This is a genomic window from Corynebacterium lactis RW2-5, from assembly GCF_001274895.1.
Taxonomy (GTDB): domain Bacteria; phylum Actinomycetota; class Actinomycetes; order Mycobacteriales; family Mycobacteriaceae; genus Corynebacterium; species Corynebacterium lactis.
This window is the reverse complement of sequence record NZ_CP006841.1, coordinates 623,919-644,868: the sequence shown is the minus strand read 5'-3', so window position 1 is coordinate 644,868 and position 20,950 is coordinate 623,919. Positions and strand designations below refer to the sequence as shown.

Genomic DNA, 20,950 nt, shown 5'->3' with positions numbered 1-20,950 from the left:
GGCGACGGTGCTGCGGGAATCATCCATGCGCTTAGCCAATTCGCGGGGAGTCGACGGGCTGGGTGCCGCGCGGCAGCCACACGGAGCCACCAATCATGGAGGACAGGCCACCGTGATTGTGCACCGTATCCGAGCGGAACACCAGGTAGACGTGGATGATGGCGAAGACCCAAATCAGGTACATGATTACGGTGTGAATCAGTCGCATGTAGCCGATGCCGATCCAGTGGGTCGGTGTGGCAAGCAGCGCAAACAGCCAATTGGACTGATCCAGCATGCCGTAGAGCGCCATGCCGGTTGCCATCTGGATGAAGCACATGATGTAGATGCCAGTGTAGGAAATCTGCTGCAGCGGGTTATGCGCGAAGTAGAACGGGCCTTCCTTGCGCAGGAACAGGTAGTACTGCACCGTAGCGAAAAGGTCCTTGACGTCCTGCTTGTTATAAATCGGCCACAGCGCCCGCCAGCGAGTTTGACGATCGCGGGTGATGAACAGCAAGATGAAGCGCCACAGCCCCACCGCCATCCACGCGAATGCCGCCACGAAGTGCGTGAAGCGAACGTATCCCATGGCGAAACCGGCCTCGGAACCGTCGTAGGCGGTATCGGTGAGGTACGGCTGCATGATGTACCAGCCGGACAGGGTCATCACGATCATCAGCACCAGGTTCAGCCAGTGCTGAATGCGCAAGGAGGTGCCCCACAGATGGACCTCCACCCAGGAGCCGGAGCCCTTCTTGTTCTCCTCAATGGCATGGCAGAGCTTGCGCAGGCCCAGGGCGACGAAGCCCTCGAAGACGAACTCGCCAACATTGCCGTCCTCGTCGATGGGCGCGACCGCAACGCCGAGGTTGCGGTGTCCCCGGCCGTGGTGCATGTTCGCGTTGCGGCGGAGCAGAATCAGCTCCTCTCGGCTGGCCTTCGACGCGGCGACGACGGACTCCAGCTCACCGCGCATGATGGCGACGTCGACGGTCTTGTCCGCGATGTCGAGTCCGTGGACCTTGGCGATTGAGTAACGACGCTCCGGCGTGGCCGGGTCGAACTCGTCCGGCACCAGCTTCATCATCGGGCGGCCGTCGGTGTGGAAGAGATCGTCGCGGCGCCTGCGCAGGCTCGTCGCCAGGGCCTGGTCGACCGGGTCTGTCGACCCCCCAGGCACGATTGCCGCCGCCTGAATCACCTCGGAGGGTGATAGCCAGTGGCTGGTATGCGCATCGATAACCGCGATGACAATCTCGTCGCAGTTCGAATCGTTCAGCCGGCCTGCGGGATCCACGTTATCGGCGGGGCCAGCATTGGAAACCGCTGAGGATGTCATGATGTCATCACCTTAAACATCTCTTGGCCCTCCGGATCCATCACATGGACCGCGCAGGCCATGCACGGGTCGAAGGAGTGGATGGTGCGCAGTGGCTCGAGCGGTTGCTCCGGATCGGCCAGCGGGTGCTTGCCGTCTCCAGCCAGCGCCTCCTCGTAGGGACCGAGCTGGCCCTTCGGGTCGCGGCCGCCTGCGAGCCAGGTGGTCGGCACGACTGCCTGGTAGTTGGTGACCTTGCCGTTTTCGATCTTGACCCAGTGGCTCAGCATGCCACGGGCAACTTCGATGAAGCCGACGCCCTGGCACTTATCCGGCCATGACGAAGGCTCCCACTTGGTGTTGTCGAAAACGTCGATATCGCCGGCCTTCAGGGCCTCGATGAACTCGGGCAGGATGTGGTCCGCCAGGTAGTTGGCGGTCGTCACCGATTCGACGGCGCGGGCGTAGGTGCGCCCCGCGGTGGAGTTCATCTGCTCAATCTTGATCCCCAGCTTCCCGACGACTTCGTCCACGAGGCGTACCGTTTCCGGTTCCTTCTGCAGGTATGCCAGCAGGACACGGGCAACGGGACCCACCTGGACGGCGCGGCCGTCGTAACGCGGAGCCTTGGACCAGGTGTACTTCTCGTTATCCGATACCCAGTCGTACGGCGGAGTCGGGCCGGTGTACTTCGCGGTGGTCTCGCCCTCGAAGGGCTTGAGTCCGGCATCGTCTCCGGCTTCCTGCTCGTACCATGCCGAGTTGATGAACTCTTCGATCAGCTCCGGCTTGAAAGGATGCACCTTGGTGTAATCGCCGTCGAGGATGACGCCCGGCTTGACGCTCGGGTGGACGGTTGCGACGCGGGACTTGGCGGGGTCACCAGAGTAGGTCGCGCCCGCCATGCCGACGGCCAAGAAAGTATCGGAGGAGCGTCCGATGTCGAAGTAGTCCTTGTAGACGCTCATGATTGCGACTGCATCCGGGTAGAAGCAGTCGTTGACGAACTCGACAATCTCGTCGACCCACGCCTTTATCTGGTCCAGGCCGACCTGGTTGACGGTCTCGGAGCGATCCGGGTCGATCGAGCAGGCCATGCCGCCGACCAGGAAGTTCGGGTGCGGGTTCTTGCCGCCGAAGACAGTATTAATGCGGATGATCGAGCGCTGAAATGCCAGCGCGTCCAGGTAGTGAGCCACCGCCATGAGATTCGCCTCCGGGGGCAGGCGGTAATCCTTGTGTCCCCAGTAGCCGCCGGTGAAGATGGACAGCTGGCCGGAATCAACAATGCCCTTGACGGTATCCTTCACGCGGGCGAAGGTCTCCTCGGTGTTGCCCTTCCAGGTAGAGCCAATCGACTGTGCAAACTCGACGGTCTTCTTCGGGTCCGCCTCCAGAGCCGAGGTAACGTCGATCCAGTCGAGGCCGTGCAAGTGGTAGAAGTGCACGACGTGGTCGTGGACTTCCTGCGAAGCGATGACCAGGTCGCGGATGCGGCGGGCCTGCGGCGGCGGGTTCGAGCCGATCGCGTCCTCGACCGCGGCGATTGAGGCAACCGAGTGAGTACCGGTACACACACCGCAGATTCGGCCGACGAAGGCCCAGACGTCGCGGGGATCGCGATTCTTAACAATCGTTTCGATACCGCGGAACTGAGTGGTCTCGCTCCAGGCGGTTGTGATCTTGTCGCCCTCGCGCTCGAGCTCGATGCGCAGGTGCCCCTCGATACGGGTAATCGGATCAATGACTACTTTCTCACTGGCCATTTACGTGCCCTACTTCCCCTCGGTACCCGGCGCTGGTGTCGAACCCGGCGCGCTTGTCTGCGTTGATGTCTGCGTTGCGCTTGGAGCTTGGCTTGTCGCTTGGCTTGGCACTGTCGGAGCCGGAGTGCCTTCGACTCCGCCGAACGCAGCGAGTAGCTTTTCTTCTCCATTGCTGCGCTTGATTTTCATGGTCTTGACCACAGTCAGTCCGGCGTGAACGGCGGCTCCGGCCGCGGTGGCGCCCAATAGCCCTAAGCCAATCGTGTTGACGTTGGCCTCGATACCGATACCGGGGATGTCCGGCAGCTTGTCGTAGAACGGCGTGAATTGATCGAAGAAGTCCTTCTCGGTGCAACCAATGCACGGGTGCCCGGCACCAATCGGCCATCCCGACTTCAGGTTCCACTGCACAATCGGGCAGGGGCTGAACGTGGACGGTCCCTTACAGCCGACCTCGTAGAGACACCAACCGTTGCGCGCGCCCTCGTCATCGAAGGTCTGCACGAACTGGCCCGCATCGTAGTGCGCGCGGCGCGGGCAGGAGTCATGAATGCGCTGGTCATACGCGAACTTCGGCCTGCCTTCGGCATCGACCTCGGGGGCCTTGCCGTAGGTGAGCACGTAGGTCAGGGTCGCGGTGATGACCTCGCCAATCGGCGGGCATCCGGAGACGTTGATGACCGGCCTATCCTTAATGATTTCGTCGACGCCCTTGGCGCCGGTGGGGTTCGGGCGCGCCGCCTGTACGGAGCCCCACACCGCGCAAGCGCCGACGGCGAGAATCGCGGTGGCCTTCTCGGCTGCTTCCAGCAGCACCTGCTCTGCGGACTTGCCGCCGATTGTGCAGTAGGCGCCATTCTCGCCAGTCGGAATAGATCCGTTGACCACAAGAATGTGGTCTTCCGCGTTGAGGTCGTCCAAGGCCTTCTCCGCAGCATGGCCCGACGGCGCCATCAGCAGCTCGTTGTAGTCCATCGACACGAGGTTGAGCACCACATCCTCTGCCGTGGTGCCTCCGGAGCGCAGTACAGATTCCATGCAGCCCGTGCACTCCTGAAGCTGCAACCATGCAACCTTGGGCTTCTTCACGGCCGCGAGCTTGTCAGCAATCTCTTCTGCCGTTGGGGTGAGCGACTGCGCCGCTGCTTCTCCTACGTTGGGCGTACCCGCGGCAAAAATCGCCGCCATGGTGCCACAAAACTTCATAAAACTGCGTCGGGAGACTCCAGCCCGGGCTAGGTTTTCGCCGAGCGTCCCCTCTTGCCAATTTGCGCCACTAATCATTGTCGCCGCGCCTTCTGCATAGGTAAATGAGATGTATTCGTTCCCAGTATATCCACCTGATAAAAAACTTAAATCACGGCGTTGTGGTGCAGGTATATAAAGATAAATGGCAATAAAGTCGTTGCGTAAATAAGTAGGCAGGTGGCGGCGGGCTTCACCCGTCTCCACACCCCTCGCCACTTCCCCACAAACGTAAAAATCCCGGCCGGAATACCGCCCCAAATAGTGGGGCATCGCGACCGGGATTCTCAGAATGTGGATGGCCGGGGCCTAGGCGTCGGCAAGCTTCGGGCTAACCCACTCGAACCACTTATCCAGGCTCTCGCCAGTCTTGGCGGAAACCTCGAACACAGGGACTCCCGGGTTGACCTTCTCCAGGTTGGCGCGGAAGAGATCCATGTCGAAATCCAGGTACGGGGCCAGGTCCATCTTGTTGACCACGACCGCCTGCACCGAGCGGAACATCACCGGGTACTTGACCGGCTTATCCTCGCCTTCGGTGATGGAGTAGACCATCGCCTTGCGGGTCTCACCCACCTCGAACTCCGCAGGGCAGACGAGATTGCCGACGTTTTCAATCATGACCAGGTCAAGCTTGGACAGGTCCAGGCCCTCCAGCGCGCGGGAGACCATAGGCGCGTCCAGGTGACACTCGCCACCGAAACCGTTTCCGGTGTTAAGCAGGGAAATCTGCGCGCCGTAGCCCTCCAACCGGTTGGCGTCGAGGGCGGTTTCGATGTCGCCCTCGATGATACCGACGCGGATTTTGCCCTCGGCTGCGGCGAGGGTCTTCTCCAGCAGGGCGGTCTTTCCGGAGCCCGGCGAGCTCATCAGATTGATTGCCTCAACACCGTTGTCCGCGAGCTTCTGACGGTTGGAGTCAGCCCGGCGATTATTCTCGCTGAAGATATCCTCCAGAATGGTCACGCGCTCGACGCCGGTCTCGTATCCGGAGTGGTCGCCGTGGGTGACGTCGTCCGGGTCGGCCAACTGCACGCGGTCGTGGACGTGCTCGTGAGTGTGATGGTGATGGTGCGCGTCGTCGCCGTCGTGCCGGTGGAATCGTCCCATGATTGATACCGTCTTTCCTGCTAGTGACCTTTATTTAAAGCGTCTGCTCTACGCGTTTATATCCACGTCGATATCGACGATGGTGAACTCTTCTCCGGAAATCACGTGCCCGGGCTGGCTGCACTCGGGGCAAACCAGACCGTCGAGCGGCCCGACCTCGCTGCGATGCCCCAGCGGGCACTCAATGACAGCCGGGACCCAGTCGATGTCCAACTTCGCCTCGCCCAGGCTCGCATCGCGGCTGACAAAGTTCCAGGCGTAGGACAGCGTTTCGGGAACAACCTGCCGCAGCGCCCCAATCCGGAGATGCACACAGCGCACAGTCCGCCCCTCGGCGGCCCTTGTGACGACCTTCGCCAACTGCATGCTCAACGCTACTTCGTGCACAAACCCCAAATTAGCAGCGTCCGCGGCCCCCTTGCGTAGAGTGGGCAACATGCAGGTCGGATTGGGTCAAGGTCGGGAGCGTAAACTTCCCGCGGAAACTGCCTCAGCGCAACCGCACCCCGCCCATATCCGCCGCCGCTGGCGCCTCGAGGGTGTGGTCCAGGGCGTCGGATTCCGGCCCTTCGTCGCCACTATCGCCCGGCGCGCCGGCCTCACCGGTTTCTGCGGCAATGACGAACGCGGCGTCTTTCTCGAGGCCGAGGGCCCGGCCGCCGCTATCGACGAATTCCGTCAAGCCCTCTTCACCGAGCTGCCAGCACTTTCGCGGATTATCAATCACACCGAAAGCGAGCTCGTACCGCTCCGCGCGCCCATCCCCTCTCCCGGAACCGGCTTCGAAATCGTCCCCTCCCGCCACAGCGACTCAGGCCGCGCCCTCCTTCCGCCCGACACCGCCCTGTGCCCCGACTGCCGCCGCGAGTTCTTCGACCCCGCCGACCGCCGCTACCTCTACCCCTTCATCTCCTGCACCAACTGCGGGCCACGCCTATCCATCATCACCGAGCTGCCCTACGACCGCCCCCGCACCACCATGCGCAATTTCCCCATGTGCACCCCGTGCGAGACCGAATACACCGCACCCGCCGACCGCAGGTTCCACGCCCAGCCCGTCAGCTGCTTCGACTGCGGTCCCCGCCTAAGCCTTGTGCGGCCGGGGGCGGGGGCGGCGTCGGCAAGCGGGGGCAAGGCCGGCACGCGCGAGGAGGTGCTCACCCTCTTCGCGCAGGTCCACGGCCTGCTTGACGACGGCGCGATCCTGGCCGTCAAAGGCATCGGCGGTTTTCATCTGGTGTGCGATGCCCGGAATGACTACGCCGTGGCTCGGCTGCGGCAGCGCAAGCAGCGGCCCGATAAGCCGCTGGCCGTGATGGTGCCCGATGTGGATGCCGCGCGCGAGGTAGTCGAGCTGACCAACGCTGAGGCGGACCTGCTGGCCTCCCCGGAGGCGCCGATTGTGATTGCGGCGAAGAAGACTACGGCGGATTCGGAGGGCGCCGCGGGCGGCGCGGAAAGCGCGGCGTTTTCCGAGGATGGTGCGAATGTCTCGGCGCTGTCGGAAGGCATCGCCCCAGGGCTGGAGTACTTCGGCGTGATGCTGCCGTACTCGGGTATCCACCTGCTGCTATGCGACCGCCCGCTCGTCGTGACCAGCGGCAATATCAGCGGCGAGCCCGTGTGCACCGGCAACGACGAAGCCCTGGCGAAGCTGGGGCGAATCGCCGACGCGTTCGTGCTGCACGACCGGGACATCCACGTGCCCGTCGAGGACTCGGTGTTCGTGGGCACCGCACCGTCCCGGCGTTCCAGGGGCTTTGCGCCGCTGCCGATTGCGGTGTCGGCGGGTACTGATTCCCCTGCTGACCTCGCTATACCTCCGGATGCTGAGTCAGCTACACCGACCGTATTCGCCACCGGCGGTGAGCTGAAGAACACCTTCGCGCTCGCCCACGACGACCTCGTCCACATCTCCGCACACATCGGAGACATGGGCTCCTGGGCCAGCCAGCGCGCCTACGAACGCGCCGCCGAGCAGCTGCTGTCCATCCGCGATGCACGCCCCGAATTGGTCGTCTGCGACCTCCACCCCGGCTACGCCACCACCTCCTTCGCCGAGCGCTTCGCCCACGACCTCGGCATCGATCTACTCGCCGTGCAGCATCACTGGGCACATGCACTGTCGCTGCTTGCGGAGCATCGCCTGCTCCGTCCCGGCACCACCGATTCTCCCGGGGGCTCTAACGCATCCGGCGCGCATGGCAACGACTGCGCCATTGTTGCTGCACTCGACGGCACCGGCTACGGCATCGACGGCACCATCTGGGGCGGCGAGATTCTGCGGGTCAACCTGACCGGCCCCGAGTGGGACCGCGTGTGGCACTTCCCCACCTTCCCCCTCGCCGGCGGCGACCGAGCCGTCACGCACCCCTGGCGCTTAGCGCTCGGCCTCACCTCCGCCTGGGGCCTGCCCTCGCTCGCCGATTCGCTTTACGACGCCCTGACCACCCCGAGCCCCGCCTCCCCCAGTGAAGCCGAAATTGACCTGGTGAAAGGGCAAATTAAGGGCGGAGTCGGGACGGTGCAGTGTTCCTCACTGGGGCGCATCTTCGATGCTGCTGCGGCGTTGATCCTGCCACGCTGGCGCTCCGGGGACGCTATTAGCTACGAGGCCCAGGCGGCAATGGAGCTCGAGGCCGCCGCGACTCGGTATAAACGGGCACACCCCGAGTGCTTTGACGCCGCTGTCGAAGCCGATGTCGGAGGCGGTATTGAAACTGTGGTGGCCAGGGCTTTCGGAATGCCTGACCCCGGTGCCGCCGCGTTTGAGTTTCACCGTGGGGCCGCGGGTGTCGTCGGCAAGCAGCTGGCGGAAGCGGCGGCGAGCGCGGATACCAAAATTGTGGGAGTCAGCGGCGGGTGCGCGAACAATGCGCTATTGATGCAGCTTTTGGAGGCCGACGTTTCCCGACGCGGGTACGAGCTACTGCAGCATCGCAGCGTGCCGCCGGGAGATGGGGGCCTGAGCCTCGGCCAGGCGATGGCGGGGAGATTGCTGCACCTGCAGTTCCGTGATTCCAAGCCGAAAGACTGAAAATTTTAAAATCTTCCGCATTCCGACCACAACTTTACGGCTCTTCATTAGAATGCACGCCACAGAGCAAAAACACCGCAGACCTGCGGAACTTACAACAGTATCCATCAATTCGTTAAATTTTGGAGGCCATGCTTTGGCGCGCATAGAATCTTTTACGTTGACTAATTCTGAGTCAAGGCTAATTCGAGAACTCGCTAATACGGCTGTCCAACAATTCGGCCATCCGCGTCACCATTCCTTTTTCGATCACGCCCCGGTTATTTCAGCGCAACTCCCCCCGTCTAATTTCTGCTGTTAGCTGTTTTCAAGAGAGCCAAACATACAGCGTCTTTTTAGTTTCAGGGCTAGCCGTTAATCAGGACACTTGCGGCCCAACCCCACTGTCCTGGGAATCAGGCTATGCCGACGAGCAGCAAGCAGCAGAGGAAGCCCAGCTAGCCCTTATCTCCATCCTTTTGGGACAAGCTTTTACATGGCGTACTCTGCAACGGGGACGAATGGTTCAAAACCTAATGCCCGTCAAAAGTGATAGCGATGAGCAAAGCGGCCACGGATCAGTGGAACTAGCCTGGCACACTGAAGATGCGTTTCACCCTAATCGTTGCGACTATTTGCTTTTAGCCGGAATTCGTAATCACGATCAAGTACCGACGACATTTTCTGACATCTTCGATTTGAATTTGTCGGATTCCGAAAGGCAAATTTTAGCCCAAAGACGTTTTTCCATTCGACCAGATAATGAACATATCCGACAACTCCAACAAATTGCTCCTGAAAGTGCTGCACTGAAGAACATGCTTCGGATGAGAGACACTCCCGAACCCTGTGCGGTTCTTTTTGGCGAAACCGAGCTAGATAGCCTCCACATTGACCCTTATTTCATGGAAACAATCCCCGGAAATGAATACGCAGAAAACGTACTCACGAAAGCTATATCGCAGCTGGACGCAGCGCAAACTGACGTAGTTATCCACGGTGGGGACTTAGCCATCGTTAACAATCATAAGGCTGTCCACGGACGAAGGTCTTACTCACTACGTTTCGATGGCACTGATCGGTGGCTAAAAAAAGATTAGTGTATCAGCAGGAAATAGCGAATTTGTAGCGAATCTTTCCGGCAGAGCACTGTAATCACTTATCAGCGCCCCTCAGGGCGTCCCCATAGACAGGAAGAATTGTGTCTTCGAGTCAACTATTTATTACCGGTCTAATTACCGGGCTTGGGTTAATTGCGGCCATCGGCGCTCAAAATGCCTTTGTGCTCCGGCAAGGCATTCGACGTGAATACACAGCGCTTGTCGTATTCATATGTGCAGCATCAGACGCAGTTTTGATTACGCTTGGCTATTTTTCTATCAAATACCTCCAGGATATAGTCCCCAAGATTGTTCCTTGGATGACATGGGCTGGCGCATTCTACCTGATATATATCGGAATTCAGTCATTACTCAGCCTCAAGAACGACAATGCGCTCAAGGTTTCTCATCCCGATACACCTAATGTAGAAAGGTGGAAGGTCAGAAGCATTGCAATTACGGCGTTAGCGCTGACCTGGTTAAATCCACACGTCTATCTCGATACCGTCATACTTCTGGGCAGCATTGCTCACAGATACGACAACGGCTACGTCTTTAGCATTGGCGCTTTTTCAGGTTCGGTTATATGGTTTAGCAGTTTGGGATTTGCGGCTTTCAAATTAGCACCAGCGCTCTCATCACCAAGGGCGTGGAAAACCATTGATGTTTTGGTTGCACTAACCATGTTCGTAGTCGCTGGTTCGCTAATCGCATCAATCTTCTAATTTCCAATATAAATTCACCGCCCCAATTGACGCGAGTTTGTTGCGTAACGCAAGGCGCACTTGTTGGCACGCTGTAGGCTACAGGCCTTCACCTGTTGGCGCGGGATCATGTTGATGGTGCGCTATAGCACGCCTACAACATGATCCCGCGCCCACAGGTAGGAAAAATTAGCAAATACGGGGCAGCGGGTCTCCGACCAGCATGTCCACCATCCGGGTGCCGCCAAAGCCAGTAACCAACACGACCGAGGCACCCGGCTCCTCCTCGATGGAACCGATATCGCGGGCCTCAGGCGCACCGGCCTCACGCAGCGCGGCCAGCGCGACATCCGCCTGATCTGCGGGAACGACAGCAACGAAAGTGCCCTCGTTGGCGACGTAGAGTGGCTCGATGCCCAGCATGTCGCAGGCGCCGCGGGTCATCTCGCGCACGGCAATGGACTCGTCATCCAGGACGACACCCAGGCCAGTGCCACGAGCCAGCTCATTGGCGACGGTCGCAAGCCCGCCACGGGTGGCATCGCGCATCCAGCGCGTGCCGGGAGCGGCCGCGAGCAGCGCATCCACCAAACTATTGACGGCGCGGGTATCAGATTCAATTGGCGCGGCAAGGGCCAAGTCGCCACGGGCGAGCATAACGGCCATGCCGTGATCCGCGATGGGGCCGGAGATAAGAATACGGTCGCCGACCTCGACACCCGAGTACACCGAACCATCCGTGGCGGCACCCGCGTAATCACCGCGCACAACGCCCACGCCGGCGGTGGTGATGTAAACCTTGTCACCGGCTCCCTTCGGGACAACCTTCGTGTCACCTGCGACGATGGCGACACCCGCGGCGTCTGCGGCCTTGCGCATCGTCGCCACGATGCGGCTCAGGGTCTCTATCTCCAGGCCTTCCTCCAAGATGAACGATGCCGTCAGCGCCAGCGGCTTCGCGCCCGCCACAGCCAAGTCGTTGACGGTGCCGTTGACAGCGAGGTCGCCGATGTTGCCGCCCGGGAACTCAATCGGGTTGACGACGTAGGAGTCGGTGGACATCGCCAAGCGCGGGGTAGTACCCGAACCCGCAGCAGCGGCGGACCCATCCCCCGCACCAGCCATCGCATCCAGCACCGGCTGCGCCGAGAATAGCCCTGAGTCTCCTCCTTGTCCCAGTACCTCGTTGCCGTAGGCATCGAAGAAAACTTGCTCGACCAGCGCCGCAGAGGCCTTGCCACCAGAGCCGTGTTGCAGGGTGACGTAGTCGTCGAGAAGCCTAAAAGGGCGAGCACGAACACGGCCGATATTGGTGTTGACCTTGGCCTCGTCGGTATTAAGGCGGTTCTTCGGCTGCATCTACAATTCCTTTTCAGCCACGGCGCGAAAGCGCCCGGTAATTAACAAACTTGCACGCCTGCGCAGATTGCAAGGCGGTCACGTCCCCGATGGTAGTCTTAAAGGTTGCTGGCGATGGAAAGCCTGTAAATCGCCCATGGGAAGCGCGACAAGAGCGTCAGGAGTTTCAAGCGTATGTGTCTCGGCGTCCCCGCAGTCATCACCGAGGTCCACGATTCAGCGCGCGCGACCGTCGAAATTGGCGGTGTCGCCCGCATGATTTCCACCGACCTGCTTATCGACGAATCCCTGGCCACAGGCGACTGGGTCCTTGTCCACGTCGGCTTCGCCATGAGCAAGATCGACGAGGAAGAAGCGCAGCTGTCGTTGCAGCAGATCAAGCAGCTCGGTGGGGACACCTACGAGGACGAGGTGGAGTCGTTCTCGTCATCGAAGATTGATTAGCGCCCAGGACACCCCCGGACACGCTGTACTAGGAAGAGCCTGCCATGAAGTACGTTGACGAGTTCCGCGACCCCGCCGCCGCAAAGAAGCTGCTTGCCCGCATCGAGCAGGATGTGAAGAAGCTCGAGCGCCCAATCGCTCTGATGGAGGTCTGCGGCGGGCACACGCACACCATCTACCGCTACGGCCTGGAGAACCTCCTGCCCGAGAACATCGAACTGATTCACGGCCCAGGCTGCCCTGTATGCGTGATCCCGATGGGCCGGGTTGACGATGCCATCTGGTTGGCGCGGCAGGATAACGTCATTTTCACCACCTTCGGCGACATGATGCGCGTGCCCGGCTCCGAAACCTCCCTGATGCAGGCTCGCGCGCGCGGCGCCGATGTCCGCTTTGTCTATTCGCCTCTCGACGCCCTGAAGATCGCTACCGAGAACCCCGACAAGCAGGTTGTTTTCTTTGCCGTTGGCTTTGAGACCACCGCCCCGTCGACTGCTGTGACGGTGGACGCCGCCCGGCGTCAAGGCGTGGAGAACTTCTCGGTGTTTTCCAACCACGTCCTGATTGAGCCGCCGCTGCGTGCCATTGTCAACGGTGGCGAGACCAAAGTGGATGGCTTCATTGGTCCGGGTCACGTGGCAACCACCGTCGGGACGGACGCTTTCGAGTTTTTGCCGCAAGAGTTCAACCTGCCCGTCGCGGTGGCAGGCTTTGAGCCGCTGGATGTGCTGCAGTCGGTGCTTCTGCTGCTGGAGCAGTTCGTCGACGGCGACGTGGCTGCCGGCAACGCGCGCGTGGAGAACCAGTACGCCCGCGTCGTCCGCTCAGCCGGCAACACCCGCGCACAGGAGCTGATGGACCGCGTGTTCACGCTGCGCGATACGTTCGAATGGCGTGGCCTCGGCTGGATCGAACACTCTGGCCTGGGGATTTCCGAGGAGTATGCGGCCTTCGACGCCGAGCGTCGTTTCGACGTCCCGGGCCGCCGAATTCCAGACCCGATCACCTGCGAATGTGGCTCGGTTCTCACCGGCCACATCAAGCCGTGGCAGTGCGCGGTCTTCGGCACCGCCTGCACCCCAGCCACGCCAATCGGCACTTGTATGGTTTCCCCCGAGGGCGCCTGCGCGGCGTACTACAACTTCGGCCGCATCGACCGGCAGGTAACGCTGAACTTGGCGAAGACCCGCAGGTGAAGCTGCTGCGAATTAGGAGCGCTAGGAGCGCTAATAGTGCCAGCAGCGCTAGCGACTTTAGCACTGGTTTGTGACTGTAGAACAGCCGAGAGCGTGCGCTACAGTCACAAGACTGCGCTACAGTGCCGCGGGACTACAGTGAGTGCCGCGGGACGCGCCTACAGCTCCCCTGCGCGCGTGAGCGTAGCCACCGCCTGCTTCACAATTGGAGCATCAATCATTTCCCCGTCGAGCTGAAACGCCCCGACGCTGCTGCCCGCGCGCTCCACAATTGCCCTAGCCCTCGCGAGCGTTTCGGCACTCGGCTTGTAGGCCTTGCGCACCGGAGACACCATAGCGGGGTGAATGCAGGCTGTAGCCATGAAACCGCAGCCCACGGCGTCGAGAGCCTCGAGGTATTGCCCTCGCTCATCACGGAAGTCCGCATGAATCGCATCGATGGCAGCGATGCCTGCCGCCGCGGCATGGATCTGTACCATGGCGCGGGTAATGCGCTGCGGGTCGCGGTAATCGCGGCGCGGGTTTTCGTCGACGCTCTGCCTAGACGATACGCCGCCCAGCTCCGCTGTGAGATCCTCCGCGCCCCAGAACAGGCCGACGACATCCGGATGCGTCGCAATCGACTGGATATTTATAACCGCCTGCGGGGTCTCGACCATCGCAATAATCTTTAGCCCCTTCAGCTCCTCCGGGATGGACTCGCGAATCTTCGGCACCATGATGATGTCGTAGTCGCACTCGCGGGCAAACGCGACGTCCTCCGCGAATGTCGGAGTCCCCGGCCCAGTAATCCGCAGAATTGTTTTCGCCGGATCCAGCGGGTTGTTCACGATATTTTCGCGCGCCTGCGCGTGCCCATCGACAGCCGCGCCGTCCTCCAAATCGATGATGACCATGTCCGAACGCTCGGCTGCTTTCGCGAAGCGCTCGGGCCTATCAGCTGGGGCGAACAGCAGAGCCGGCCCCGTGGGCAGCCACGGGAATGTCTGGGAGCCGTCGAGGGCACGCGAAGCGGAGGCAGTCGTGGAGGCAGTCATGCTTCCAACCTAGTTCAAAACTGCCCTGTTAGCCCCTCTCCCACTGGCCCCGTCGTGACCGCCCGTCGCCCCATAGCACTCGTCACGCCTATACCCACCCCAGGATCTTCGGTGCCATCTCGCGCATCTCGACCTTGCGCACCTTTCCTGAGGCCGTCATCGGGAACTCCTTCACCACATGCACGTAGCGCGGAATCTTATGCCGCGACAGTTTGCCCCGAGCAAACTCTGCAAGTTCGTCGACGCTGAGCTCCTCCGCCCCCTCGTGCAGAATCAACCATGCCATGATTTCCTCGCCATAGCGGTCGTCCGGAACACCGATGACCTGCGCGTCCACCACCGATGGATGAGTAAACAGGAACTCCTCAATCTCGCGCGGGTAGATGTTCTCACCGCCGCGAATCAGCATGTCCTTGATACGCCCCGTGATGGACAGGTAGCCCTCGTCGTCCAAAACTCCCAGGTCGCCGGTGTGCATCCAGCCATCCGGGTCGATCGCCTCGGCGGTTTTCTCCGGGTGCTGCCAGTACTCCCTCATAATGTTGTAGCCGCGTACCACGACCTCACCCTGCTCTCCCCGGGGCAGGGTTTCGTTTGTTCGCGTATCGACGACTCGGGCCTCGATATGCGGATGAATCTGTCCTACCGTGGCGATTCGCTTTTCCAGCGGGGAGTCAGCCCGCGTTTGGAATGCAACTGGCGAGGTTTCGGTCATGCCGTAGCAGATTGCGACCTCGTGCATGTTCATTCGATTCATAACTTCGCGCATCGTCTTCGTGGGGCAGGAGGTTCCGCCCATCACTCCGGTACGCAGCATGGACAAATCGTACGGTGAGCCGTAGTCCTCGTGGTCGTAGGCTTCTTCGAGTTCGTTGATAAACATCGTCGGCACGCCGTAGAGGCTGGTGACCTTGGCCGAGTGGACGGCCTTGAGCGTCTCGCGAGCCTTGAAGGTCGGCCCTGCGATAACGACCGCGGCACCATGGGAAATGGCCGCTATGATGCCAACGCCCATGCCGAAGGTGTGGAAGAACGGCACGGGGACACAGACGCGGTCTTCCTCGGTGTAACCCAGTAGTTCTCCCGCGAAGTAGGCGTTGTTGAGAATATTGAAGTGGGTCAGGGTCGCGCCCTTGGGGAAGCCGGTAGTTCCGGAGGTGAACTGGATATTCACCGGGTCGTGGGGTGAGATACCTTCGATCAATTCGCTGAGGTCAACAATATCGCCATCGATGGCCTCATCCCATTCTGCTGAGCCGAAGTAGAGTACCTCGCGAAGGGTTACCCCGCGTTGCTTCCGCGCCTCGTTGAGCATGCTTCGGTAGTCGGAGTCCTTGTATCGGCGCGCTGCAACCACCATGCGGACCCCCACCTTTTCCAGGACGTAGTTGAGCTCCCTCTGGCGGTATGCGGGATTGATGTTGACTAGAACGAGCCCCAGGTGATGGCAGGCATACTGCACGACGGGCCACTCCCAGCGATTGGTAGACCAGATTCCCACACGGTCGCCCTTCACCAGCCCCTGACGAGCAAAGTAGCTGGCCAGCCGCAGCACCTTGTTATAGAAGCGCTCGTAAGAAAGGGTGACATCGGCGTATACATCAACGATGGCATCGCGGGCCGGGTGCTTTTCAACAACCGCCCGCAGGTTCGCGCCGAGAGTCTCCGCCCGCAGTGGCGCGGCACCTTGCTCCACTCCGAGCCCAATGACGTGGCTCAGCTTGCTGCCGGTCTCATCGACGACATCATGCCCGAACGGCGCGGGGACGGTGCGCAGTCCATCTTTTTCGGCCCTGACCTGAGCCGATTCCAGGGCAAGGGAACCTGCGGCTGCTGCTGTGACTGCGGAGCGGGAGGGCGCAGCCGCGGAAGCACCGGCGGTTGCAGTGGCGTCATCAGTGATCGTCGTAGTCATAGGAAAATGGCATCCTCACAGGTTGGCGTCACATTATTTTCTCCCCTAAAACTTTACTGTGATTCACAACATACTTCAATGGATTTTCGACGCAAGATTTTGAGAATTCTCTCGCGTTCCACGAGCTGCACAATCCCGCTCGCTACCTGCCCCATACGACTCACTACCAGCAGAGAACATAAAATCCCGCCTGCGCCCCAACAGAGGAACGCCGACGGGATATAGCTAACTATGTAGCGCACGGGAAACTAGTCGCGGTACAGCAGCAGGGCATCACCCTGGCCACCGCCGCCACACAGGCTCACACCTGCGCGACCGGAACCTCGACGGTTCAGCTCCATCGCAGCAGTGAATGCAAGGCGCGCCCCGGAGCAACCAATCGGGTGGCCAAGAGCAATCGCGCCACCGTGGATATTGGTTTTCTCCAGCGGGTAGTCCAGCTCGCGCAGCGACTTCACAGCAACCGCACCAAAGGCCTCGTTAATCTCGATGAAGTCGAGCTCCTGAACATCCCACTCCGCGCGACGCAGGGCCTCCTTCAGGGAGTCCGACGGCTGAGCATGCAGCGAGTTATCCGGGCCCGCGGTCTGACCAGCCTGGCCGACGACCGCCAGGTAGTCCAGCCCGTTCTTTTCCGCGTAGGCACGCGATGCGAGGACGACGGCTGCCGCGCCGTCGGAAATCGGCGAGGAGTTGCCGGCGGTGATAGTGCCGTTTTCCTTCAGGAACACGGCCTTGAGCTTCGACAGCGTCTCGACGGTGGTCTCCGGGCGGATACCCTGATCGGCATCGACAATAACCGGGTCGCCCTTGCGCTGCGGAATCTCCAGCGGCGCAATCTCCTCAGCGAAGATGCCATCGGCCTGTGCCTTTGCAGCACGCTGGTGAGAAGCGGCCGCGACCTCATCCTGCTGCTCGCGAGTGATGCCGAGGTCGCCGTTAGGACCGTCGGTAAGCGTGCCCATGGATACGCCATCGAAGGAGTCGACGAGACCGTCGCGCTCGAGGGTGTCCTCCAGCTTCAGGCCACCGTAGGACTTGCCCTGACGGACGCCGCGAGCGACGTGCGGGGCGTTAGTCATGGATTCCTGGCCGCCGGCGACGATGACGTCGGCCTCACCCAGGCGAATCATGCGTGTTGCGTGGATAATCGCGTCCAGTCCTGAAAGACAGACCTTATTCACGATCTCTGCGGTGACGTTCCACGGCAGGCCGGCCTTAATGGCGGTCTGACGAGCGGGGTTCTGCCCCGCTCCGGCGAGGATAACCTGACCGAGAACTACGCGCTGGACATCCTCCGGCTTCACTCCGGCGCGCTCGACTGCGTTCTTAATGGCATGCGCGCCGAGGTCGACCGCGGTCAGAGATGCCAGTTGGCCCAGCAGCTTGCCCTGCGGGGTGCGGGCGCCAGCGAGGATAACGACGTCGTTCGGGCTGGGGGCGGGAAGGTTGCTCATAGTCTTATATCTCCTAGTTTGTCCTGTTTGGGGCGTTAGTCTTCGAGGTCAACGACGTACGCGGCTTCCGTATTCTCCTCGATGTCGGCCAGCGTGACACCTGGGGCCAGTTGGCGCAACACCAGGTGATTGTCGGCGACGTCGAAGCTACCTAGGTTGCTAATGATTCTGTTCACTACTTTTGCACCAGTGAGGGGCAGTTCGCAGGCTTTTACCAATTTTGGTTTACCGTCCTTGGCGATGTGGTCAGTGATTACCACGACCCGCGGCGTCCCGGCGACGAGGTCCATCGCCCCGCCCATTCCCTTGACCATCTTTCCCGGGATCATCCAGTTGGCCAGGTCGCCGCACTGGCTGACCTCCATCGCGCCGAGAACGGCCATCTTCACGGCCCCGCCTCGAATCATCCCGAAACTAGTCGCGGAGTCGAACACTGCGGCACCGGGAACCAGCGTCACCGTTTGTTTTCCGGCGTTGATCAGGTCCGCGTCCTCGTCGCCCTCGTAGGGAAAGGCTCCCATTCCGAGGATCCCGTTCTCGCTTTGCAGCAGCACTCGCACCCCGTTGGGAATGTGGTTCGCCACGAGCGTCGGGATGCCAATACCAAGGTTGACGTAGTCGCCGTCGCGAAGCTCCCCGGCGGCCAGCGCGGCCATGTCATCGCGGCTCCAGCCCTTGGCAAGAACCTCAGCGGCCTTCGACGGGTCGGCTGCGACGGCGGTTTTGTTGTTCTTATTCGGCATTGCTTCTCACACTTCCTCTCCGGTCGCGGCGTCGCCTGCGTCATGGTCCGAGGCGGTATTGCGGGAGCGCGTTGTGCGCTGCTCGATGGGCTTTTCTCGGCCATCGCCACGCACGACATGCTGGACAAAGACGCCGGCGGTCATTACGTAATCAGGGTCGATCTCGCCGCGTCCGAGCAGGTGCTCGACCTCCGCGACCGTCACTCGTCCGGATGCCGCGCACAGGGGGTTGAAATTCTGGGCCGTGCGGCGGTAGACGAGGTTGCCATCGATGTCCCCCGAGTAGGCGTGTACTAGACCGAGGTCAGCGACGATTCCGCGCTCCTGCACGTAGGTCCTGCCATCGAACTCAGCGTGGGGTTTTCCCTCTGCCACCAGCGTGCCGACGCCGGTCGCGGTATAGAAAGCCGGGATGCCCGCTCCCCCTGCACGTAGTCGCTCCGCAAGCGTTCCCTGCGGAGTGAACTCGACCTCAAGCTCGCCTTCGAGGTACTGGCGGGCAAACTCTTTGTTTTCCCCAACGTAGGAGGAAATCACCTTCGTGACCTGTTTGTTCTCCAGCAGGATGCCGAGCCCCTGGCCGTCGACGCCCATGTTATTGGACACGATGGTGAGGTCCTTCGCCCCGGAGTCTCGGACGCCTTCGATCAGTGTGAAGGGAACCCCGCAGAGCCCGAAGCCTCCAACTGCGATGGTCATCCCATCCTCGACCAAGCCCGCGACCAGTTCGCGTCCAGTCATCTTCGTTGTCTTCGTCATAAGTTCTTACACCCACCCCAGAATCTTCGGCGCCATCTCGCGCATTTCCACCTTGCGGACCTTGCCGGAGGCGGTCATCGGGAACTCGTCAACGACGTGGACATAGCGCGGAATCTTATGCCGAGAGAGCTTGCCCTGGGCGAAGCTCGCAATGTCGTCGGCCGTGAGGTCTTCGGCATCGTCGTGGAGGATGAGCCATGCCATAATCTCCTCGCCGTACTTGTCGTCCGGGACACCGATGACCTGCGCGTCCACCACCGCTGGGTGGGTAAACAGGAACTCCTCAATTTCGCGCGGATAGATGTTCTCACCGCCGCGAATCAGCATGTCCTTGATGCGCCCCGTGATGGACAGGTAGCCCTCGTCGTCCAAAACTCCCAGGTCGCCGGTGTGCATCCAGCCATCGGCGTCGATAGCCTCGGCGGTTTTCTCCGGATGCTGCCAGTATTCCTTCATCACGGAGTATCCGCGGACCACGACTTCACCTTGCTCGCCGCGCGGCAGCGTCTCGCCCGTGTCCTCGTCGATGATGCGGGCCTCCAGGTGGGGCATGACCTGTCCGACGGTGTTGACGCGCTTCTCCAATGGCGAGTCCTTCCGTGTCTGGAAGGACACCGGCGAGGTCTCGGTCATGCCGTAACAGATGGCAATTTCGTGCATATTGAGCCGGTCCATGACCTCGCGCATCGTCTTCGAGGGGCACGAAGTACCAGCCATCACGCCCGTACGCAGCATGGACAAATCGTACGGTGAGCCGTATTCCTCCTGGTCGTGGGCCTCCTCCAACTCGTTGATGAACATCGTCGGCACGCCGTAAAGGCTGGTTGCCTTCGCCGAGTGGACGGCCTTCAGCGTCTCGCGGGCCTTAAACGTCGGCGCGGGGATGATCGTCGCCGCCCCGTGGGAGAAGGCGGCGAAGGTACCAATCACCATGCCGAAGGTGTGGAAGAACGGCACCGGGATGCAGACGCGGTCTTCCTCGGTGTAGCCCAGCATCTCGCCGATGAAGTAGCCGTTGTTGAGCAAGTTGCGGTGGGTCAGGGTCGCGCCCTTCGGGAATCCTGTGGTGCCGGAGGTGAACTGGATATTGATTGGGTCATCCGGGTGCAGCTGCGAGGTGTACTCGGACAGGTCGTCGATGTCGCCATGCATGTGCTCGTACCACTCGGAGGATCCGAAGTAGATGACCTTGTCCAGGTGCACGCCGCGCTGCTTGGCCGCCTCGATCAGCATCGTGCGGTAGTCGGAGTCCTTGTAGCGACGGGCTGCAAAAACCATGCGCACGCCGGCCTTTTCCAGCACGTAGTTCAGCTCGTGCTGCCGGTACGCGGGGTTGATGTTGACCAGCACTAGACCAACGTGATGGCATGCGTACTGCACCACGGTCCACTCCCAACGGTTTGTGGACCAGATGCCGATGCGGTCACCCTTGCGGTAACCCGCTCGTACGAAAGCGCTGGCCAGGCGCAACACTCGATTGTAAAAACGCTCGAAGGTGAAGGAAACATCGGCGTAGACATCGACGATGGCGTCACGGGAGGGAAACTTCTCCACGATGGCGCGCAGGTTCTCACCGAGCGTTTCGTCGCGTAGCGGCGCGGCTCCCTGCTCGATGCCGGCTCCGATGACGTGGCTCATTTTGTTGCCGGCCTCGTCGACGACGTCCTTTCCGTACGGGGCCGGAATGGTCTTCAGGTCCGCAGTATTCTGCTGAGCATCCTTGTTGCTGATTGTTGCAGTCATGGGTTTGTCCTTCGGGTGTTCAAGGTCTGTGGAGGGGATGAAAAGTCAGTGGGTGT

General features: G+C 61.0%; 17 protein-coding genes. 5 read left to right on the top strand and 12 right to left on the bottom strand.

The window, feature by feature from the left end; genetic code table 11:
* Positions 1–31: 31 nt before the first annotated feature.
* From cybH to CLAC_RS02655, 5 genes are all read right to left on the bottom strand, one after another.
* Positions 32–1,321 carry a Ni/Fe-hydrogenase, b-type cytochrome subunit gene (cybH, locus tag CLAC_RS02675; RefSeq protein WP_053411580.1) on the bottom strand — a complete coding sequence of 430 codons (1,290 nt, stop codon included), beginning with the start codon at positions 1,319–1,321 and terminating at the stop codon, positions 32–34.
* A complete protein-coding gene (locus CLAC_RS02670) occupies positions 1,318–3,066 on the bottom strand; it encodes a nickel-dependent hydrogenase large subunit (RefSeq protein WP_053411579.1) in 1,749 nt (582 codons plus the stop codon). Before CLAC_RS02670 ends, cybH begins: the two co-directional genes overlap by 4 nt.
* Before the next feature lie 9 nt (positions 3,067–3,075).
* The gene (locus CLAC_RS02665) at positions 3,076–4,350 is read right to left on the bottom strand and encodes a hydrogenase small subunit (protein WP_053411578.1); all 1,275 of its coding nucleotides are present in this window, start codon (positions 4,348–4,350) and stop codon (positions 3,076–3,078) included.
* Positions 4,351–4,620: 270 nt separating this feature from the next.
* Positions 4,621–5,421, bottom strand: a complete 801-nt coding sequence (hypB, locus tag CLAC_RS02660) for a hydrogenase nickel incorporation protein HypB (protein ID WP_053411577.1) — start codon at positions 5,419–5,421, stop codon at positions 4,621–4,623.
* Between the two features lie 48 nt (positions 5,422–5,469).
* Positions 5,470–5,859 carry a hydrogenase maturation nickel metallochaperone HypA gene (locus CLAC_RS02655; protein WP_053411576.1) on the bottom strand — a complete coding sequence of 130 codons (390 nt, stop codon included), beginning with the start codon at positions 5,857–5,859 and terminating at the stop codon, positions 5,470–5,472.
* On the opposite strand from CLAC_RS02655, the gene CLAC_RS02650 reads away from it, so the two are divergent.
* From CLAC_RS02650 to CLAC_RS02645, 3 genes are all read left to right on the top strand, one after another.
* The gene (locus CLAC_RS02650; RefSeq protein ID WP_245621944.1) at positions 5,858–8,458 is read left to right on the top strand and encodes a carbamoyltransferase HypF; all 2,601 of its coding nucleotides are present in this window, start codon (positions 5,858–5,860) and stop codon (positions 8,456–8,458) included. The genes CLAC_RS02655 and CLAC_RS02650 overlap by 2 nt on opposite strands.
* 458 nt (positions 8,459–8,916) lie before the next feature.
* Positions 8,917–9,537, top strand: a complete 621-nt coding sequence (locus tag CLAC_RS12575) for a TauD/TfdA family dioxygenase (RefSeq protein WP_342669464.1) — start codon at positions 8,917–8,919, stop codon at positions 9,535–9,537.
* Positions 9,538–9,638: 101 nt separating this feature from the next.
* On the top strand, positions 9,639–10,262 hold the full coding sequence (locus CLAC_RS02645) for a LysE/ArgO family amino acid transporter (RefSeq protein WP_053411575.1): 624 nt from the start codon (positions 9,639–9,641) through the stop codon (positions 10,260–10,262).
* Positions 10,263–10,430: 168 nt separating this feature from the next.
* Here CLAC_RS02645 and hypE read toward each other — a convergent pair whose 3' ends face one another.
* The gene (gene hypE, locus CLAC_RS02640; protein ID WP_082313047.1) at positions 10,431–11,600 is read right to left on the bottom strand and encodes a hydrogenase expression/formation protein HypE; all 1,170 of its coding nucleotides are present in this window, start codon (positions 11,598–11,600) and stop codon (positions 10,431–10,433) included.
* Between the two features lie 174 nt (positions 11,601–11,774).
* On the opposite strand from hypE, the gene CLAC_RS02635 reads away from it, so the two are divergent.
* Both CLAC_RS02635 and hypD read left to right on the top strand, forming a co-directional pair.
* A complete protein-coding gene (locus CLAC_RS02635; protein WP_053411574.1) occupies positions 11,775–12,044 on the top strand; it encodes a HypC/HybG/HupF family hydrogenase formation chaperone in 270 nt (89 codons plus the stop codon).
* Between the two features lie 44 nt (positions 12,045–12,088).
* The gene (gene hypD / locus CLAC_RS02630; RefSeq protein ID WP_053411573.1) at positions 12,089–13,240 is read left to right on the top strand and encodes a hydrogenase formation protein HypD; all 1,152 of its coding nucleotides are present in this window, start codon (positions 12,089–12,091) and stop codon (positions 13,238–13,240) included.
* 158 nt (positions 13,241–13,398) lie between these two features.
* Here hypD and CLAC_RS02625 read toward each other — a convergent pair whose 3' ends face one another.
* From CLAC_RS02625 to CLAC_RS02600, 6 genes are all read right to left on the bottom strand, one after another.
* Positions 13,399–14,277: an HpcH/HpaI aldolase/citrate lyase family protein gene (locus CLAC_RS02625; protein ID WP_082313045.1), complete on the bottom strand. Its 879-nt coding sequence runs from the start codon at positions 14,275–14,277 to the stop codon at positions 13,399–13,401.
* 88 nt (positions 14,278–14,365) lie between these two features.
* The gene (locus tag CLAC_RS02620; RefSeq protein ID WP_082313043.1) at positions 14,366–16,192 is read right to left on the bottom strand and encodes an AMP-binding protein; all 1,827 of its coding nucleotides are present in this window, start codon (positions 16,190–16,192) and stop codon (positions 14,366–14,368) included.
* A gap of 248 nt (positions 16,193–16,440) precedes the next feature.
* On the bottom strand, positions 16,441–17,649 hold the full coding sequence (locus CLAC_RS02615) for an acetyl-CoA C-acetyltransferase (RefSeq protein ID WP_053411572.1): 1,209 nt from the start codon (positions 17,647–17,649) through the stop codon (positions 16,441–16,443).
* A 35-nt stretch (positions 17,650–17,684) separates the two neighbouring features.
* On the bottom strand, positions 17,685–18,392 hold the full coding sequence (locus tag CLAC_RS02610; RefSeq protein WP_281175560.1) for a 3-oxoacid CoA-transferase subunit B: 708 nt from the start codon (positions 18,390–18,392) through the stop codon (positions 17,685–17,687).
* Between the two features lie 6 nt (positions 18,393–18,398).
* Complete coding sequence (locus CLAC_RS02605) at positions 18,399–19,151, bottom strand: CoA transferase subunit A (protein WP_053411571.1); 753 nt, start codon at positions 19,149–19,151, stop codon at positions 18,399–18,401.
* A gap of 6 nt (positions 19,152–19,157) precedes the next feature.
* Positions 19,158–20,894: an AMP-binding protein gene (locus tag CLAC_RS02600; RefSeq protein WP_053411570.1), complete on the bottom strand. Its 1,737-nt coding sequence runs from the start codon at positions 20,892–20,894 to the stop codon at positions 19,158–19,160.
* Positions 20,895–20,950 lie beyond the last annotated feature (56 nt).

What these genes read in the sequence shown, in the direction of transcription:
- cybH (WP_053411580.1), bottom strand. Translation starts at nt 1,321, where the DNA reads ATGACATCCTCAGCGGTTTCCAATGCTGGCCCCGCCGATAACGTGGAT.
- CLAC_RS02670 (WP_053411579.1), bottom strand. Translation starts at nt 3,066, where the DNA reads ATGGCCAGTGAGAAAGTAGTCATTGATCCGATTACCCGTATCGAGGGG.
- CLAC_RS02665 (WP_053411578.1), bottom strand. Translation starts at nt 4,350, where the DNA reads ATGATTAGTGGCGCAAATTGGCAAGAGGGGACGCTCGGCGAAAACCTA.
- hypB (WP_053411577.1), bottom strand. Translation starts at nt 5,421, where the DNA reads ATGGGACGATTCCACCGGCACGACGGCGACGACGCGCACCATCACCAT.
- CLAC_RS02650 (WP_245621944.1), top strand. Translation starts at nt 5,858, where the DNA reads ATGCAGGTCGGATTGGGTCAAGGTCGGGAGCGTAAACTTCCCGCGGAA.
- CLAC_RS02655 (WP_053411576.1), bottom strand. Translation starts at nt 5,859, where the DNA reads ATGTTGCCCACTCTACGCAAGGGGGCCGCGGACGCTGCTAATTTGGGG.
- hypE (WP_082313047.1), bottom strand. Translation starts at nt 11,600, where the DNA reads ATGCAGCCGAAGAACCGCCTTAATACCGACGAGGCCAAGGTCAACACC.
- CLAC_RS02635 (WP_053411574.1), top strand. Translation starts at nt 11,775, where the DNA reads ATGTGTCTCGGCGTCCCCGCAGTCATCACCGAGGTCCACGATTCAGCG.
- hypD (WP_053411573.1), top strand. Translation starts at nt 12,089, where the DNA reads ATGAAGTACGTTGACGAGTTCCGCGACCCCGCCGCCGCAAAGAAGCTG.
- CLAC_RS02625 (WP_082313045.1), bottom strand. Translation starts at nt 14,277, where the DNA reads ATGACTGCCTCCACGACTGCCTCCGCTTCGCGTGCCCTCGACGGCTCC.
- CLAC_RS02620 (WP_082313043.1), bottom strand. Translation starts at nt 16,192, where the DNA reads ATGACTACGACGATCACTGATGACGCCACTGCAACCGCCGGTGCTTCC.
- CLAC_RS02615 (WP_053411572.1), bottom strand. Translation starts at nt 17,649, where the DNA reads ATGAGCAACCTTCCCGCCCCCAGCCCGAACGACGTCGTTATCCTCGCT.
- CLAC_RS02610 (WP_281175560.1), bottom strand. Translation starts at nt 18,392, where the DNA reads ATGCCGAATAAGAACAACAAAACCGCCGTCGCAGCCGACCCGTCGAAG.
- CLAC_RS02605 (WP_053411571.1), bottom strand. Translation starts at nt 19,151, where the DNA reads ATGACGAAGACAACGAAGATGACTGGACGCGAACTGGTCGCGGGCTTG.
- CLAC_RS02600 (WP_053411570.1), bottom strand. Translation starts at nt 20,894, where the DNA reads ATGACTGCAACAATCAGCAACAAGGATGCTCAGCAGAATACTGCGGAC.